Genomic DNA, 16,488 nt, shown 5'->3' with positions numbered 1-16,488 from the left:
TTGAAGACGACGAGGTAGATAGGTTGGGGGTGGAAGTGCAGTAATGCATGGAGCTGACCAATACTAATCGGTCGAGGGCTTATCCTAAAATAAAACGCAAATGAGTTTCGGATCCAGTTTTCAGGGTGTAACCTTGAAGGTATGTACAAGTGACATACAACAAGCGCATGGCTATTCATTCACACGATAAGTGATGAACCGAATAACCGTACGGTAGAATTTACGATGTAAATTCATGTTTGGTGGCGATAGCGGAGGGGTTCCACACGTACCCATCCCGAACACGACCGTTAAGCCCTCCAGCGCCGATGGTACTTGGACCGCAGGGTCCTGGGAGAGTAGGACGTCGCCAAGCAGAGCTTTATGATTATTATTCCCTGATAGCTCAGTTGGTAGAGCACTCGACTGTTAATCGAGTTGTCACAGGTTCGAGTCCTGTTCGGGGAGCCATTTGCTCTCATAGCTCAGCAGGTAGAGTGCATCCATGGTAAGGATGAGGTCACCGGTTCGAACCCGGTTGAGAGCTTGTTATAGGATGGCCCGTTGGTCAAGGGGTTAAGACACCTCCCTTTCACGGAGGTAACAGGGGTTCGAATCCCCTACGGGTCATAGGATATTATGGAGGCTTAGCTCAGCTGGGAGAGCATCTGCCTTACAAGCAGAGGGTCGGGGGTTCGAGCCCCTCAGCCTCCACCATTTTTCATCCTCTTACCTGGATGAATTCTTGGGGAATTGTGAATCATATGCATATTGGGGATTAGCCAAGCGGTAAGGCAACGGACTTTGACTCCGTCATGCATAGGTTCAAATCCTATATCCCCAGCCATTAAGAGCCATTAGCTCAGTTGGTAGAGCACCTGACTTTTAATCAGGGTGTCGAAGGTTCGAGTCCTTCATGGCTCACCATAGTATTACATGCGCGTGTGGCGGAATTGGCAGACGCACTAGACTTAGGATCTAGCGTCTTTGACGTGGGGGTTCAAGTCCCTCCACGCGCATCTTGTTTTTGCGGACGTGGCTCAGCGGTAGAGCATCGCCTTGCCAAGGCGAGGGTCGCGGGTTCGATTCCCGTCGTCCGCTTCATATTTGCGCCCTTAGCTCAGCTGGATAGAGCGTTTGACTACGAATCAAAAGGCCGGGAGTTCGAATCTCTCAGGGCGCGCCATATTTAAAAATATAATATCGGGATGTAGCTCAGCTTGGTAGAGCACCTGGTTTGGGACCAGGGGGTCGCATGTTCAAATCGTGTCATCCCGATACTAATTTGCGGGTGTAGTTCAATGGTAGAACTTCAGCCTTCCAAGCTGATAGCGTGGGTTCGATTCCCATCACCCGCTTACCGATTACCTAGAAGCCGAAAGGCTTCTTTTTATTTTGTTCACATTACATTTACTTCTGTGTATATAGGCCAGTGCAATTATGTCTCCGGTCATGCACAGTTGGGGATGACTTGTGCATATTGTACATAGGCTCTTGTTACTTTTGACACCTAGATCCCGAATTTTCCCCTCTAACGTACCCCTTTCTCCTGCAGTAAGGCTAATTTCGTGATCAAATCCTTTGAATATAGGAATCCTATAGCTATTATGGTACGAATTCATGGTGATAACTCAACATTTGCTCTTGGGTTGTGCACATTTCCCTTTATCTATGTGGGTAAAAAGCGAAGTGTTAAAGAGGAGATACCTTAGAAACACTGAGAAAATGGCTGGTTTGTGTATATCTTTGTGGATAGAAGGCTAATGGAGTTGCCTTTGTTAACAAATAATAAACATATACACATCATGTTGCATGAATTTGTACCTTTAAAACACATTCTTTATAAGAGACTGTGTATAAGTTTTCACGCATCACTGGTGTATATATCATTTCCATTTATTAATTTCATCTTTTTTCATAACAATCCAATATTTTCTCAAAAGAAGTATTTCAAAAACATGATTTTTTACTGTAAATTTTGCAGCTTTTCATGCGTTTTTATTGTATGATGTTAAGAAAGTGTCAAATTTCGTGTGTATACGTACCTTTGCTACAACTGTATATGGTGTGGAACAGATCAGATGGGGGGAAAAGCATGACTGAGCTTACGTTAACCGCTAACAAAAACCAATCCAACAATCTGCTGCGGCGGGACGTTCGTTTTCTAGGGAATATTCTTGGTGAAGTTTTGGTTCATCAGGGTGGCAACGAACTTTTGGATATCGTGGAGAAAATACGTGAGACAAGTAAATCGTTACGTGCCGGGTATCAGCCGGAGTTGTATGAGAATTTCAAACAAATGGTCAGCGGACTGGATACGGATATTCGTCACCAGGTTATTCGCGCGTTTGCGATTTATTTTCAGTTGGTGAACATCGCTGAGCAAAACCATCGTATTCGTCGTAAGCGGGATTATGAGCATTCGGCTGGTGAAGATGTTCAACCTGGTTCCATTGAAAGTTCCGTTCAGGAGCTTAAACAAGGGGGCTTCTCCGCTGAGGACGTTAGCAACTTGCTGAATGAGCTCTCTTTGGAGCTGGTCATGACCGCACATCCTACAGAAGCGACACGACGAGTAATACTTGATATTCACAAGCGCATCTCCGAGGACGTCATGCTGCTGGATAATCCGATGCTTACCTTACGTGAGCGGGAACAGGTACGGGAGAATCTGCTAAACGAAGTAATTACGCTGTGGCAGACAGATGAGCTACGTGATCGCAAGCCAACTGTATTAGATGAAGTAAGAAATGGAATGTATTATTTTCACGAGACCTTGTTTCATGTACTGCCAGATGTGTACCAAGAATTGGAACGATGTCTGGACAAATATTATCCCGAACAAAAATGGCACATACCCACTTATCTGAGATTTGGTTCCTGGATCGGTGGAGACCGGGACGGCAATCCATCTGTGACAGCTCATGTGACTTGGGAAACGTTACGTATGCAGCGCAAGTTGGCTTTAAGAGAATATCAGCACACGTTAAAGGAACTCATGGGTTACTTGAGTTTCAGCACCAGCATTGTGCGAGTTTCCGATGATCTGCTGGCTTCTATTGAAGAAGACCGTACTCACATTACACTTAAAAAGATGGAAGTATGGCATAACGAAAAAGAGCCTTATCGCATTAAACTGGCATATATGATTGCTAAAGTGAACAACATCCTGGATGAAAGCAAACAGGGCACCAATGAGCGTTATAATTCTGCGGAAGAGCTCATTGCAGACCTAAATGTTATTGACCACAGTCTGCGTCATCATTTTGCCGATTATGTGGCAAACACGTATATTCAAAAGATGATTCGCCAGGTGGAGTTGTTTGGATTCCATACAGCTACGCTGGATGTGCGTCAGCATAGTCAGGAACATGAAAATGCGATGACTGAAATTCTTTCTAAAATGAATATTGTGTCGGATTACAGTAAGCTGTCAGAAGAAGAAAAAATAAATCTGCTGGAAAAGCTGCTGAATGAACCTCGTCCGATTACTTCACCTTATTTAAAATATAGCGATAGCACACAGGAATGTCTTGACGTATATCGTACGATTTATTTGGCTCAGGAGGAATTCGGCAAGCAGTCCATTACAAGCTACTTGATCAGTATGACTCAGGGAGCCAGTGACTTACTGGAGGTTATGGTCTTATCCAAAGAGGTAGGCCTGTTCCGCATCGAGAAGGATGGCACTGTTATCTGTACGCTGCAATCCGTCCCTTTATTCGAAACGATAGATGATCTGCACGCTGCACCTGATATTATGAGAAGATTGATGAACTTGCCTGTATATCGACAATCTGTGGCTGCGATGGACCAGCTTCAGGAGATTATGCTGGGATACTCGGACAGTAATAAAGATGGCGGTGTGGTTACAGCGAACTGGGAACTTCGGGTCGCTATGAACAGCATTACGGAAGTAGTTAATGAGTTTGGCGTAAAAGTGAAGTTTTTCCACGGACGTGGAGGTGCGCTGGGTCGTGGAGGAATGCCACTTAATCGCAGTATTTTAGCTCAACCTCCTCATACGATTGGAGGCGGAATCAAGATTACGGAGCAAGGTGAAGTACTATCATCCCGATACTCGCTCAGAGGTATTGCGTACCGGAGCTTGGAGCAGGCAACATCGGCGCTGATTACGGCTGTGGCATATCATCGTTCCGGGAAGAAGGAAGTGTTTGAGGAGAGCTGGGAGGAGATTATCGCCCGCATTTCCCAAGTATCACTGGATAAGTATCAGGATTTGATTTTCCGTGATCCGGATTTCTTCAACTTCTTCAAAGAATCTACACCGTTGCCTGAGGTGGGCGAGCTGAATATTGGATCTCGTCCGTCCAAGCGTAAGAACAGCGAACGTTTTGAGGACTTGCGCGCCATTCCATGGGTTTTTGCATGGACACAAAGCCGTTATTTGTTACCTGCATGGTATGCGGCTGGAACAGGTTTGCAAAGCTTTTATCAAAACAATGAGGATAACCTTAAAGTGCTGCAAACGATGTTTAGGGACTCTGCCTTCTTCCGGTCACTTATTGATACACTGCAAATGGCAATCGCTAAAGCGGATTTACTGATTGCAGAAGAGTACGCTGGGATGTCGGATAACGAAGAAGCCCGGCAGCGTATTTTCGGGCAGATTTCAGCGGAGTTCAAGCTAACATCTGAGTTGATTTTGAAAATAACCGGACAATCCGAGATTTTGGACGACGTGCCGGTTATTCAGGAATCTATACGGTTGCGTAATCCTTATGTTGATCCGTTAAGTTACTTGCAGGTTCAATTGCTAAGTGAGCTACGGGAGCTGCGGGATCAGAACGGTGATGATACTGAAATGCTGCGTGAGGTATTGTTGACGATTAACGGAATTGCCGCAGGCTTAAGAAATACGGGCTGATATAGTGCGGTTGTACGAATACAGGCAATCGGGTACTCATGGGGTGCCCGATTGTGCTGTTTGTATATTGATGGTAGGTGTGCTTGCAGTTAGTAACAATACTACAGTTGATTTCCGGATAAAATTAAACTACGATGAATAATCATAAACATGTAGTAAGTAACCCATCAGCAAGTCTGGGGGAGTATAGAGTGGATAATATGGAAAGCCGCTTGGTAAGGCTGGTACAGAAAGGCGATCAGCGAGCTTTTGCGGAGTTAGTCGAGTTATATAAAGATCGGATTTTTCATCTTTCCTACCGGATGCTAGGTAATCGCCATGAGGCGGAGGATCTGGTGCAGGAAACTTTTTTGCGTGTGTATCGTAATTTGGAAAAATATGATCATGGACAGAAATTCTCAACTTGGATTTATCGAATTGCTACAAATCTGTGCATTGATCGTCTGCGAAGGAGAAAACCTACATACTCACTTGATGCTGAAATGAATGATCAGGAAGGTGTCGATGGGTACGCCATGCTCGCCAGTGAAGAGCTTACCCCTGAGGGGAGTACGCTTCTGTCCGAAACACAGGCTTTGATTCATGACGCCATCGACAGCCTTCCGGATAAATACAGAACGATTATGGTTTTACGGTACTTGCAGGAGCTTTCCTTACAGGAAATCAGCGATGTGCTCAATCTCCCAGTCACCACTATTAAGACAAGAGTACACAGGGGACGGGATTTTCTGCGCAAAAAACTGGAGCACAAGCTATAGATCATCCGCATAGATTCTAGGAAAAGAGTCTGCGTAGATGTTTTTATGAAACATAATGCTCGTTGTAACGTATGTAAGATGAGCAAAGTTTCTAAGCCGGAGCATGTTATGTTGAGAAACACGGAAGAATATTAGAAAGGATTGGCTCATATGGATTGCAAACAAGCCGTCTCTTTTATGCATGACTATCTAGATGGCGACCTGTCTGAGCAGGACAAACATGAGTTGGAACAGCACTTGTTAGACTGCCCGGAATGCCGCATGCGTTTTAAAGAGCTGGAGCGGACGGATGCGATGCTTTACGGTACACGCTATCATCAAGTGCCGTGTGTATCGGATGAGCTGACATTTCGCATTATGAATGCTTTGCCGCCGCATAAAAGACAGACTGCGGTGCCTATGCTGACTTGGGTGAAAAGGCATCCCGCTGTAACAGCCGCCGCCTTCTTCCTTATTGTTATATGCTCAAGCATGGCCAGCTTTTCTAGCACGGACCATCAGTTGGTAGTCAAAGGAAGTCATCTGGATCAAGTTGTTATTCAGGGCGATACTGTGATTGTGCCTGAAGGGAAATCCATTGCCGGAGATTTAACAGTGCAAAATGGTGAAGCCCGTGTATACGGCGAAGTGGAAGGAAATGTCACTGTAATTGATGGTTCTTATTATCAAGCGTCCACCGCCCATATTGCAGGACAGGTTAAAAGTATTGATCAAACCTTGGATTGGATTTGGTACAAGGTTACTGATTTATTCGGGGGACCTTCTTCTCCATAAAAGAAGCTTGAAATGGCAAGGACGATATCGAGCGCCTCTTTCCGCTGGAAAAGGCGTTTTTTTGTATATGAAGCTGGCGAATTGTACTGTATTTTACTGATTTTAGCGGTTCTTTTGTCACACAGCTTGCAACGTGAGCCTGATCGTTATAACCTAGATAGAGAGAGCATACTGTGTACATATTACACCCACTCACTACAGAAAATTGCGGGGGCATGCGCATGTTGGATTATTTTGCGGACCTGACTTGGAAAGAGTCCATTAAAGATATTATCGACATTTTGATCGTAACCTATATTATGTATCAGCTTATTTTACTTGTTCGCGGAACGCGTGCAGTTCAATTGTTGAAAGGGATTCTGTTTCTGGTTGTCATTTGGGCGGTTAGCACCTGGTTTGATTTGTATACGCTCAAGTGGTTGATGAACCAGATGTTCACCTTTGGTGTGGTGGCTATCTTTATTATTTTTCAGCCTGAGTTACGTCGTGCACTAGAACAGTTGGGGCGTGGCAAACTATTTGGGCGTTCGTCTGCGGATGATGAAGAGATTAACAAGTTAATCGGAGAAATGATTAAGGCGCTGAATTATTTATCACGTAGGAAAATAGGAGCTTTGGTCGTATTTGAGCGCGAGACAGGGCTGAACGAATATACGGAGTCTGGTATCAAGACACAGGCCGTAGTCAGTTCTGAACTGCTAATTAACATCTTCATTCCTAATACACCTCTGCATGATGGTGCGGTGATTATTCAAAATAAACAGATTGCTTCTGCGGCCTGTTATTTGCCATTGTCGGAAAATCCGTTCATCAGCAAGGAGTTGGGAACCCGTCACCGGGCTGCGATTGGAGTGAGTGAGGTAACGGATGCCGTAACTGTTGTGGTATCAGAGGAAACAGGGCAAATTTCTTTGGCCATTAATGGACAGGTCGTGCGCGACATTAAGGAAGAATCCCTAATCTCCAAGCTGTATGAGGAGTTGCGGCCAACACCGTCTTTGAAGGAAAAACGCGGCTCATTCTGGAATCGGAGGGGAGGCCGTGGAAATTCATGATGGACAAATGGATTAACAATAATACGATTTCCAAGATATTGGCGCTTGCGGTTGCTATCCTGCTGTGGGGAATGGTCCATCTAGATACAGGTACACCTTCATCTACGCTGACCGTTTCTTATAATAATAAAGTGATTGATAATGTGGCCATTCAGGCCAGTGGTCTGGATGATTCAAAATATGTGTTGTCTACCATGGATACTGACCATGTAAAGATGGAAGTCAGAGGACAGCGCTCTGTGCTGACTTCCTTTTTCGCGGATAATTATCAGGCAAAGCTAAACTTAAACGGCTTAGGAGCAGGCACTAAAACATTGTCACTCGAACCGGATTTGCCGGACGGGGTGGAATTGGTATCTATGACTCCTAACCGTGTTACAGTGACGATTGAGGAAAAACAAACGAAATCATTTAATGTATCTATCGTTCCTAAAGGAAACCCAGATGCGGGACTGCAGCTTGGTAAGCCTGTGATTGCTCCTCAAACCGTGAGGGTTACCTTGCCCAAAAGCCAGTTGAGTACCGTCACTGCTGTTCAGGGGGCTGTTAATACGGATGGTATCTCAGAAAAGTTTGAACAGAAGCGTGTAAAACTGAAGGCTTATAATAAAAAGGGACAGGAACTTACAGGAGCGGTCATTGAGCCATCCACTGTGTCCGTTGAAATTCCGGTAACTCAGCAGGCGAAATCTGTGCCTGTTAAGATTGTCTATTCCGGAGAGTTGCCAGACGGATTGGCGCTTTCTAAAGTGAATGCAAACGTGAAGGAAGCGGCGGTATATGCATCGCAGGATGTATTGGGCAACCTCAGCTCTTACGTCACGGCTACATTGGATTTAAGTCAATTTACGGAAGCGGGGACCCGTACAGTTCAGGCTAATTTGGCAGCCCCCTCAGGTTCTGATAAAATCGAGCCAGGGTCAATACAAATCCAGGTGACCATCGTTCCTTCCAATGAAGTCACAGATACGGAACGGACACTGTCAGGCATCCCAATCGTCTTACAAGGTACAGGAGATGGAGCGACTGCGACTGTTACAGCACCCGTAGGCAAGACGATGGATGTTACTGTGAGGGGCCCGCAGGATATGGTGAACAATTTAACCAATGATGATATTAGTTTGGTGGCAGATATAAGTGGCCTCGCGGCTGGTCAACACGAGGTTACTCTGAAAGTAGGCTTGCCTAAATATATTATCCAAGCCGGGAATGCCGGCCAGCTAAAGGCAACGGTTAACATTGAGAGCCCTTCTACGCCTGCTGTAACGAATCCAAATAGTGAGAACGAATCAAACCCCTCTGGTAGTGGCGATAAGGGGCAGGAGAGGCCACAGGAGGGGCAAGGCAATCAAGGTGGAAACTCTGACGCTAATACCGGGGACAACGCAGCTGCGGAGGATAAAACAAATCCTCATAACGGCGCAGATTCTTCTGCGAATGGAACCTTGGAGAACAGTCAGCCATAACATGTTTTATCTGTAGTAAATAATCAAGATTTATTAGACAAAAAAGGGAGTCATTTTACATGGGGAAATATTTTGGTACAGATGGTGTACGAGGCGTTGCTAATCAGGAACTTACAGCCGAACTGGCATATAGCATTGGCCGCTGCGGCGGATATGTTTTAGCAGGTAATGTAGAGAAACCGACAGTTGTTATTGGTATGGATACACGGATATCCGGACTGATGCTGGAATCGGCTCTTGTAGCCGGTTTGCTGTCTATTGGGGCTAATGTGGTTCGTCTAGGTATTGTTTCGACACCTGGGGTGGCATATCTCACACGTCAATTGAAAGCTGACGCTGGTGTAATGATCTCAGCATCCCACAATCCAGTTGAAGACAACGGCATTAAGTTTTTTGGCGGTGACGGTTTTAAATTGACAGACGAAACGGAATTGAAAATTGAAGAGCTGATGGATGCAAAAGAAGACCAACTGCCTCGTCCGATTGGCGGCGGATTGGGAACGGTTGTTGTAGACGAGCATTCCCGCTACGATTATCTGGAGTTCTTGAAAACAACAATTAGCCATTCTTTTGAAGGGTTAAAAATTGTACTGGATTGTGCAAACGGAGCAGCTTATGAGCTGGCGCCGAAGCTTTTTGCAGAACTGGGAGCTGAGGTACATACCATCGGTGCTGAGCCCAACGGTTTGAATATCAATGATCATTGCGGCTCGACTCATCCTGAAAAGTTGAAAGAGGAAGTGCGCCGCTTGAAAGCGGATATTGGTCTTGCCTTTGACGGCGATGCCGACCGTCTGATCGCAATTGATGAGAACGGGGAAGAGGTAGACGGCGACTATATTCTCTGTATTTGCGGAGATGCAATGAACCGTGCTGGAAAACTCAAGGACAGCACTATTGTATCGACAGTGATGAGTAATATCGGTTTTTATAAAGCTACTGAAAAGCTGGCACTCAAGACTGCAAAAACTGCGGTCGGGGACCGTTATGTGATGGAAGAAATGCGTCGGGGTGGATTTAATCTGGGCGGTGAGCAGTCTGGTCACGTTATTTTCCTGGATCACAATACGACAGGCGATGGCATGCTGACCGGGATTCAGCTGGTAGATACCCTGAAAGCTTCCGGCAAGAAAATGAGTGAGCTAAAATCGCTCATGAAACAGTATCCGCAAGTGCTCGTAAATGTGCGTGTGCAGGATAAACGCAATTACGAGGGGAATCCTGCTATTGCAGAAGCAATTGAGCAGGTGGAACAACAATTGGGCGATAATGGGCGTGTACTGGTCCGTGCTTCAGGCACAGAATCGCTCATTCGTGTGATGGCCGAAGGCCCGGATAAAGATGAGCTGGAGCAATTTGTCGGTCAGATCGTAGATGTCGTGAAGAAAGAATTAGTTTAAAATTTTGTAAACGTTGGTTGCCTGTGAAAAAGAAGCAGGCAACGGCGTTTGCGGTTATTTACTAACGATTTATTGCCTTCATAGTGTAATTATGAATAAAGTGTCATTGCCAAATGATACTTAGCTGAATATAATATAGGGATGCTGTGACTCAGATAGAGAAAGCGAGGGTCGTAAGGTAACGTAATACAAGCGCCAGAGCTTGATTTTGTGCGGGGGAACTTGGTGGAAAAACAACGGATTCAGTTGAGATAAAGTTGCTCGTAAATCGGTTCACGACAAAACAAGCTGACGAGGTGAAGGTGTTCGAAACATTCGGCGGGGACCTTCCGGTGAAGCATCAAGCCGTAAACCGGCAGCGGAAAATGAACAGGCAACTGTTTACACAACGCACCGGTAAATGCCTTTATTATTTTATAACCTAAATTATAAGATTCATTTCATGAATGTGCGGCCATCATCATTGGCGTGCGCGGTTTGGGAATTTCGTTACATTCGTGAAGAGATGCCTGTAAATTCTATAGTTATCATTGACAACTTCATAGATGAATGAACTTTATTCCACAATCTACCGCACACGTTAGTCCTGTGATGAGTCGTCTTGTGAAATGATGATCGGGAGGATAACGAATATGTGTGGCATTGTAGGATATATTGGTAATCAGAATACGCAAGAGGTATTAATTGACGGATTGAAGAAGCTGGAGTATCGCGGTTATGACTCTGCGGGTATTGCCGTGTTTACAGATTCAGGATTGCAAGTAGCCAAGGCTAAAGGTCGTCTGGCGAATCTGGAAGCTAAACTGGATGGTACGCCGTTGGTAGGCCATGCAGGCATCGGACATACACGTTGGGCAACGCACGGTAAACCTTCTGATGAAAACTCCCATCCACATTTGGATGAGAGCCAAAAGTTCTCTGTAGTTCACAACGGAATTATTGAGAACTATCTGGAACTGAAGGAGCAGCTGATCAGCGAAGGTCATACCTTTATTTCTGAGACGGACACGGAAATTATTTCCCATCTGGTTGCGCGTGAATATAAAGGGGATATCGTTAAAGCAGTACAAAAAGCAATTACCTTTATGCGCGGTGCTTTTGCACTGGGTGTGCTGACAGAGCATGAGCCTAATAAGCTGGTTGCTGTTCGTCAAGCTAGCCCGCTGGTTATAGGTGTGGGAGAAGGCGAGAACTTTATCGGTTCCGACATTCCGGCTATTCTGAAATATACACGCAATGTATTTATTTTGAACGATGGCGAAATGGCTGTTTTGACCAGTGATGCTGTCGAATTAATGACAATCGAAGGCCAATTTATTTCTCGGGAAATGATTCATGTCGAATGGGATGCTGTAACAGCGGAAAAAGGCGGCTATGAGCATTTCATGCTGAAAGAAATTCACGAGCAGCCTAAGGCTTATCGTGACACAATGTTGGGCCGTATTGATAAAGATACTAAAAAGGTTGTTCTTCCTGAGCTGAAGCTGACAGAAGAACAAATTAAAAATATCCGCAATATTCAAATTGTTGCGTGTGGTACAGCTTACAATGCTGGTTTGATTGGTCGTACAGTTATTGAAAGTCTGGCTCGTATACCGGTAGAAAATGATGTGGCTTCCGAATATCGTTATCGTTCACCTATCGTAACACCAGAGACATTGGTGATCGTGGTGAGCCAATCCGGTGAAACTGCTGACACGTTGGCAGCACTGCGTGAAGCACAAGCAAACGGCGCTCATGTACTGGCGATTACAAACGTAGTCGGTAGCTCCATCGCCCGTGATGCAGATGATGTGTTGGTTACACTGGCAGGACCGGAAATTGCCGTAGCCTCCACTAAAGCATATTCTTCGCAGTTGATTGCGTTCTATCTGTTTGGTCTGTATCTCGCTCAAGTACGTGGCACACAAACGGATGAGCAGGTAGCTCATGTGCTGGCTGCCATGGAATCCCTGCCAGAGCAAGTGGAAGAGATGCTGGGTAAAGCAGATTCGATCAAAGCCTATGCTGAGCAAATTGCAAGCCACAAGCACCTGTTCTTTATTGGTCGCGGTCAGGACTATGCTGTAGTACAGGAAGGCTCCCTGAAGCTCAAGGAAATCTCCTACATTCATTCCGAGGCTTATGCTGCGGGTGAATTGAAGCATGGTACACTGGCATTGATCGAAGACGGCATTCCGGTTATCGCTTTGGTAACACAGGAATCCGTGTTGGAGAAAACTGTGAGCAACATTAAGGAAGTCAAGGCTCGTGGCGCAGATGTTCTTGCGATTACGTACGAAGAGCACGCAGTTGAGTTGCTGAAGTCCGTGGATCAGGTTTTCGCCATTCCGAAGACACTTCCAATTCTGTCTGCTGCAATTTCGGTTGTATCTCTCCAACTGTTGGCTTACTACGCTTCTCTTGCACTGGGTCATGATGTTGACAAACCACGTAACCTGGCGAAAAGCGTTACCGTAGAATAACCATTTAGTAAAATGCTGAACTAATGTCTGGTGATAAAAAAGTGTGGAACCAGTAAAAGATGTATGGAACCAATAAAAAAACTGTGGAACCAGTAAAAAAAGTCTGGAACTAGTCATTTTACAAACATCAAGAAAGATCCCGATGATATATCGGGATCTTTTTAGCTTAGGGAGGCAATTATGTCTACAATAGGCCAACGAATTCGAACTATTAGAAAAACAAACAACTTAAATCAAATAAAGTTTGCAAATATAATTGGAATTTCTCAAGGAACGTTGAGTGAGCTGGAGCAAGATAAATACAGACCCTCTCTTGATATACTTATAGCAATTAAAGAAAACTTCAATTCCCATATAGAGTGGTTAATCTTTGGAGATACGCCTATATCAAAGAATACTATTTTTAATTTTTCCATTGAAGCTCAGGAATTAGAACTTATTTCTTTGTTTCGAGAACTTACTAAAGAAGATAGAGATGAAATTATTGATTTTATAAAACTGAAAATTGTTCGGTACTAATCTTTCATGGTAGCTTCTTGATAATATGTCATAAATGTAAAAAGAAAACAAAGTATTAGGCTGAAAAATAAAGTGTTTTCTTAGTGTTTGATTAAGATAGAGTTCCTTATTAAGCATTACATGCTACCCGCATACGTTCTTTAATTAAATATTGGAAATGGAATGTAGGAGAAGGACGTAGCCTAAGCGAAGGCATGGGAGCGCGTCCTTTTATTGAACTAACGGGCAGGATATTTCTACCTATTTAACGAATGTGTAAAATACTGAAGTGTTTGCGAAGCTCGATATGAAAGGTGAAATTTTATTGATAAAAAAGATCAAGTAGTCTTAGAAGTATGGAATGATAAAATATCCATAAGCATTAGTGGGACAGATAAACTAGCATTTGTAGACTATACTCCTGGAATGTACGACTTAATCAGAAATGCTAGATTTAGAATTCCTGAAAATGAGGAAGTTAAAAAGAAATACAAATATCCGTATTCAAATGAATATAAGAAAACATTACATCAAATCTCATTTGATTATCATTTCGGGGAAGAATTTCGGAAAGAAGCATACAATAAGGATTATATCATTGGGCACCTTGATAATGATGGTTTTAATTGCTCAATATCAAACCTTTTCTTATTAAAGAAAATTAAGAATACTTATAAAGGCTGGAATTTTGATAAGGTAGTTCATGATAGCAAGCATGTTGCAGCACTGACGATTTATCACGTTTTAGAGAACAGAACATTTTAAATCGCTATTGCATTCAATGCGGCATACCGAAATGCTCACAGCGGAAAGTTACTTGGAAAAGTTCGTTTGCTCTATTCGTATAATTATGAAATTGTATTACAGGACGCTGAACAGATAATTGAAGCTATATCAAATAGAGAAAATATCAACTTTGAAAGATGGAAAGAAATCTACAGATTTAAAGATATTCGTGTTGAATATGAACCTGATTTAGAATTAACGGAAGAAGAAAAGAAGCAACCTCCAGGCACTTTAGTTATGAGAGACGGTCAGTACTACCTACTTGTTGGGAAAACAGAAACTTCAATTGGACTCATCACCTCAATACCATACGATAAAAAGCATTGGTTCTTATCAGAACAATAGTTTTCTTGCTATTTATGCCGAAGATGACGTTACAAAGAAAAACACAGCTTTGAATGTAATCCTGTCATTTGAAGCTACGGATACGCCAAAGCGTTCTGTAAAGGAAGCTATACGCGAGGCTTCTTCAGTAATTCCAAGTGACGCTGTTAAGGTCAAGGAGTATAAGGTCGACGAGGGACGGGATGTTATCCATTACGAGAGCAAGCTCCTTTCAGAACGGTTGAAGGGTTGGTATGAACTTGATGCAGCAAATAATCCAGAATCTGTGCCAGGCACCTTTATCGTCATATTGAATCACGATGAAGAGGGGATTTTTTCAGTCGTGGTTGGTGTTGGTAATAATCCGTAAATAAGCTGAACAGGTAACGTAACTAGAGTTGTAAGAGTACAAATGAGGTTAATTACTCGCCTGAATTTCAATAATTTCATTTGAAGAGATTAAACTGACATAGGCTAAATCCAACCAAACAAATTCAATAGGTGCTTAGACAATGAAGAAAAAGGCAAGGGAAATTATTGTAGGTGAAAAGGAATACTTATGTGATTAATCAAAAGTATAATCAACATTTAAGTAATATTTCTCCAAAGATATCTTTAAAGGCTTGAAAAATTTAACGTGTACATTCCTTTTTTGTACTTGGGATGATCCTATTACAGGGGGCCCGCTATTAGTTGGTGTCTCCTTAAAGAATAAAGATACAAACAATTTAGAAAATTATAATTTACATTATCCAAGAAGTTCATCTTCCATGGCTTAGGAAATGGATGGACTGGAGAAAACATTATAGAGTTCCAAGATGGACTCGAGATTGTTAGTAAGATGGGATATGACGTTTCATGGCTTAAGTCATCATAGAACATACAGGGTTAATTCTATAAAGTAACGTTACGTTAACGAGACACGTTAGTTTAGAACGTCATGGAGTAGTTTGCCGGTTGACAACTGCTCCATTTTCGTTAAGCTACCGGGCAGAATACTTTAATACATTTCGTAGGGAGCTGCTGATGTGTCGGGGGACAAGAACATTGTGTCATTTCCGATTAGATAGTGATATAAGTGGAAATGATGGGGCTTTTTTGAATGACCGAAACGCCAAAGGCGGAAGCATGGTCAAGCACGGAGCTTCATTGTTCGAAAGTATTTCGACGTTACTGTGACCCATTTTGAGGTTGGGATGAGAAGCTCATCATCACAGAGCGCCTGGGCAAGGAAATGGAGAGGGTACTGCGCGATGTTGAACAAAGGATTGATAGCATGAACCGATATGGATCGTGAAAGATGTAGAGTGGCGTTTCGCTTTGACATGGGACGTGTATTGAAGAAGACGAGAGGGGGCTGTTTCCCTTTTCTGATGCCATTTTTTACATTCTTACGCCAGCAGCATTTTTGTTTTGAAGAAATTGGGTCGCTTTTATTCGAGATCAAGCAGATCTAATACTGAATCGGTCCTAGTAGGATAAGAAGGAGCAGAATTAATGTGAAGGTAAATTCTCTCCTCCTGAAAATTAATTACACATTCCAAACTCGTCTAATGCTAGGTCTTTCATCAACAAATTGTAATTCATACACATCAGGGTTAGTTATTGAGACTCCCTTATCAAAATCCCAATTTTGATCGTAATGATTAAACAAGATCATCATTGTCAAACGATGGGTAAACAAGAAAGTGGGATGTTGATTATCATGTCTTATTTCATCTATTAGGCTGGTTGCACGAACACGTACTTCTCCGTTAGATTCACCGTTTGGAAATCTATGATTCGTATCGGAAAAGTGTTTCTTTAAATCTTCAAATAAGTTACTCCCCTGGTAATCGCCTATATTACGTTCTTGTAGTCTTTTATCTTTGGAGAACGTTTGGTTTATTCGTGCCGCAACAATTTCAGCCGTTTTGCTTGCTCTCAAATAAGGACTGCTAATTAATCGACTATTCTCAATATTGGTGATCCGAGATAAAAATTCAGCAAGTTGTTGAGCCTGCATCTGGCCATCTTCGGTCAGCGGTGCATCTGGTTCGTTAGAACTTGCCTCACCGTGTCGAATAACGTAAATAGTTGAGTTTTGCTCCATATA

General features: G+C 43.3%; 11 protein-coding genes, 11 tRNA genes and 2 rRNA genes. 23 read left to right on the top strand and 1 reads right to left on the bottom strand.

Features of this window, described 5'->3' with window-relative positions; translation table 11 throughout:
- The 23 genes from AC5ELV_RS25775 to AC5ELV_RS25665 all read left to right on the top strand — a co-directional run.
- Window positions 1–87 (top strand): 23S ribosomal RNA (locus tag AC5ELV_RS25775); the annotation flags it as partial.
- Window positions 88–238: 151 nt separating this feature from the next.
- Window positions 239–355, top strand: a 5S ribosomal RNA gene (gene rrf, locus AC5ELV_RS25770).
- Between the two features lie 19 nt (window positions 356–374).
- Window positions 375–450, top strand: a tRNA-Asn gene (locus AC5ELV_RS25765).
- A 3-nt stretch (window positions 451–453) separates the two neighbouring features.
- Window positions 454–526, top strand: a tRNA-Thr gene (locus AC5ELV_RS25760).
- 11 nt (window positions 527–537) lie between these two features.
- Window positions 538–609, top strand: a tRNA-Glu gene (locus AC5ELV_RS25755).
- An 11-nt stretch (window positions 610–620) separates the two neighbouring features.
- Window positions 621–696: transfer RNA gene (locus tag AC5ELV_RS25750), tRNA-Val, on the top strand.
- A gap of 55 nt (window positions 697–751) precedes the next feature.
- Window positions 752–826: transfer RNA gene (locus AC5ELV_RS25745), tRNA-Gln, on the top strand.
- 4 nt (window positions 827–830) lie between these two features.
- Window positions 831–906, top strand: a tRNA-Lys gene (locus AC5ELV_RS25740).
- Between the two features lie 11 nt (window positions 907–917).
- A tRNA-Leu gene (locus AC5ELV_RS25735) sits at window positions 918–998 on the top strand.
- A gap of 10 nt (window positions 999–1,008) precedes the next feature.
- Window positions 1,009–1,080: transfer RNA gene (locus AC5ELV_RS25730), tRNA-Gly, on the top strand.
- Window positions 1,081–1,088: 8 nt separating this feature from the next.
- Window positions 1,089–1,165: transfer RNA gene (locus AC5ELV_RS25725), tRNA-Arg, on the top strand.
- Window positions 1,166–1,183: 18 nt separating this feature from the next.
- Window positions 1,184–1,257 (top strand) — tRNA-Pro (locus tag AC5ELV_RS25720).
- A gap of 9 nt (window positions 1,258–1,266) precedes the next feature.
- Window positions 1,267–1,337, top strand: a tRNA-Gly gene (locus AC5ELV_RS25715).
- Between the two features lie 737 nt (window positions 1,338–2,074).
- On the top strand, window positions 2,075–4,867 hold the full coding sequence (gene ppc / locus AC5ELV_RS25710; RefSeq protein ID WP_493432382.1) for a phosphoenolpyruvate carboxylase: 2,793 nt from the start codon (window positions 2,075–2,077) through the stop codon (window positions 4,865–4,867).
- Window positions 4,868–5,058: 191 nt separating this feature from the next.
- Window positions 5,059–5,625, top strand: a complete 567-nt coding sequence (gene sigW, locus AC5ELV_RS25705; protein ID WP_016818747.1) for an RNA polymerase sigma factor SigW — start codon at window positions 5,059–5,061, stop codon at window positions 5,623–5,625.
- A gap of 150 nt (window positions 5,626–5,775) precedes the next feature.
- A complete protein-coding gene (locus AC5ELV_RS25700) occupies window positions 5,776–6,399 on the top strand; it encodes an anti-sigma factor (protein ID WP_307353483.1) in 624 nt (207 codons plus the stop codon).
- Window positions 6,400–6,620: 221 nt separating this feature from the next.
- Window positions 6,621–7,454 (top strand): diadenylate cyclase CdaA, encoded by an 834-nt coding sequence (cdaA, locus tag AC5ELV_RS25695; protein ID WP_013312127.1) that lies wholly within the window; start codon window positions 6,621–6,623, stop codon window positions 7,452–7,454.
- On the top strand, window positions 7,451–8,920 hold the full coding sequence (locus tag AC5ELV_RS25690) for a CdaR family protein (protein WP_493432381.1): 1,470 nt from the start codon (window positions 7,451–7,453) through the stop codon (window positions 8,918–8,920). The genes cdaA and AC5ELV_RS25690 overlap by 4 nt, the downstream gene beginning before the upstream one ends.
- A gap of 59 nt (window positions 8,921–8,979) precedes the next feature.
- The gene (gene glmM / locus AC5ELV_RS25685) at window positions 8,980–10,320 is read left to right on the top strand and encodes a phosphoglucosamine mutase (protein WP_013312125.1); all 1,341 of its coding nucleotides are present in this window, start codon (window positions 8,980–8,982) and stop codon (window positions 10,318–10,320) included.
- Window positions 10,321–10,952: 632 nt separating this feature from the next.
- The gene (gene glmS, locus AC5ELV_RS25680; RefSeq protein ID WP_493432380.1) at window positions 10,953–12,785 is read left to right on the top strand and encodes a glutamine--fructose-6-phosphate transaminase (isomerizing); all 1,833 of its coding nucleotides are present in this window, start codon (window positions 10,953–10,955) and stop codon (window positions 12,783–12,785) included.
- 180 nt (window positions 12,786–12,965) lie between these two features.
- Window positions 12,966–13,304 (top strand): helix-turn-helix domain-containing protein, encoded by a 339-nt coding sequence (locus AC5ELV_RS25675; protein ID WP_493432379.1) that lies wholly within the window; start codon window positions 12,966–12,968, stop codon window positions 13,302–13,304.
- Window positions 13,305–14,114: 810 nt separating this feature from the next.
- Window positions 14,115–14,414: a hypothetical protein gene (locus AC5ELV_RS25670; protein WP_493432378.1), complete on the top strand. Its 300-nt coding sequence runs from the start codon at window positions 14,115–14,117 to the stop codon at window positions 14,412–14,414.
- A 49-nt stretch (window positions 14,415–14,463) separates the two neighbouring features.
- Window positions 14,464–14,763, top strand: a complete 300-nt coding sequence (locus AC5ELV_RS25665; RefSeq protein WP_493432377.1) for a hypothetical protein — start codon at window positions 14,464–14,466, stop codon at window positions 14,761–14,763.
- Between the two features lie 1,161 nt (window positions 14,764–15,924).
- Here the strand turns inward: AC5ELV_RS25665 and AC5ELV_RS25660 are convergent.
- Window positions 15,925–16,485 (bottom strand): histidine phosphatase family protein, encoded by a 561-nt coding sequence (locus tag AC5ELV_RS25660; protein WP_493432376.1) that lies wholly within the window; start codon window positions 16,483–16,485, stop codon window positions 15,925–15,927.
- Window positions 16,486–16,488: the final 3 nt, after the last annotated feature.

Source organism: Paenibacillus sp. NMA1017, from assembly GCF_058895805.1.
Note: the sequence above shows the minus strand (reverse complement) of the source record. Positions and strands in the feature narration are given on the sequence as shown.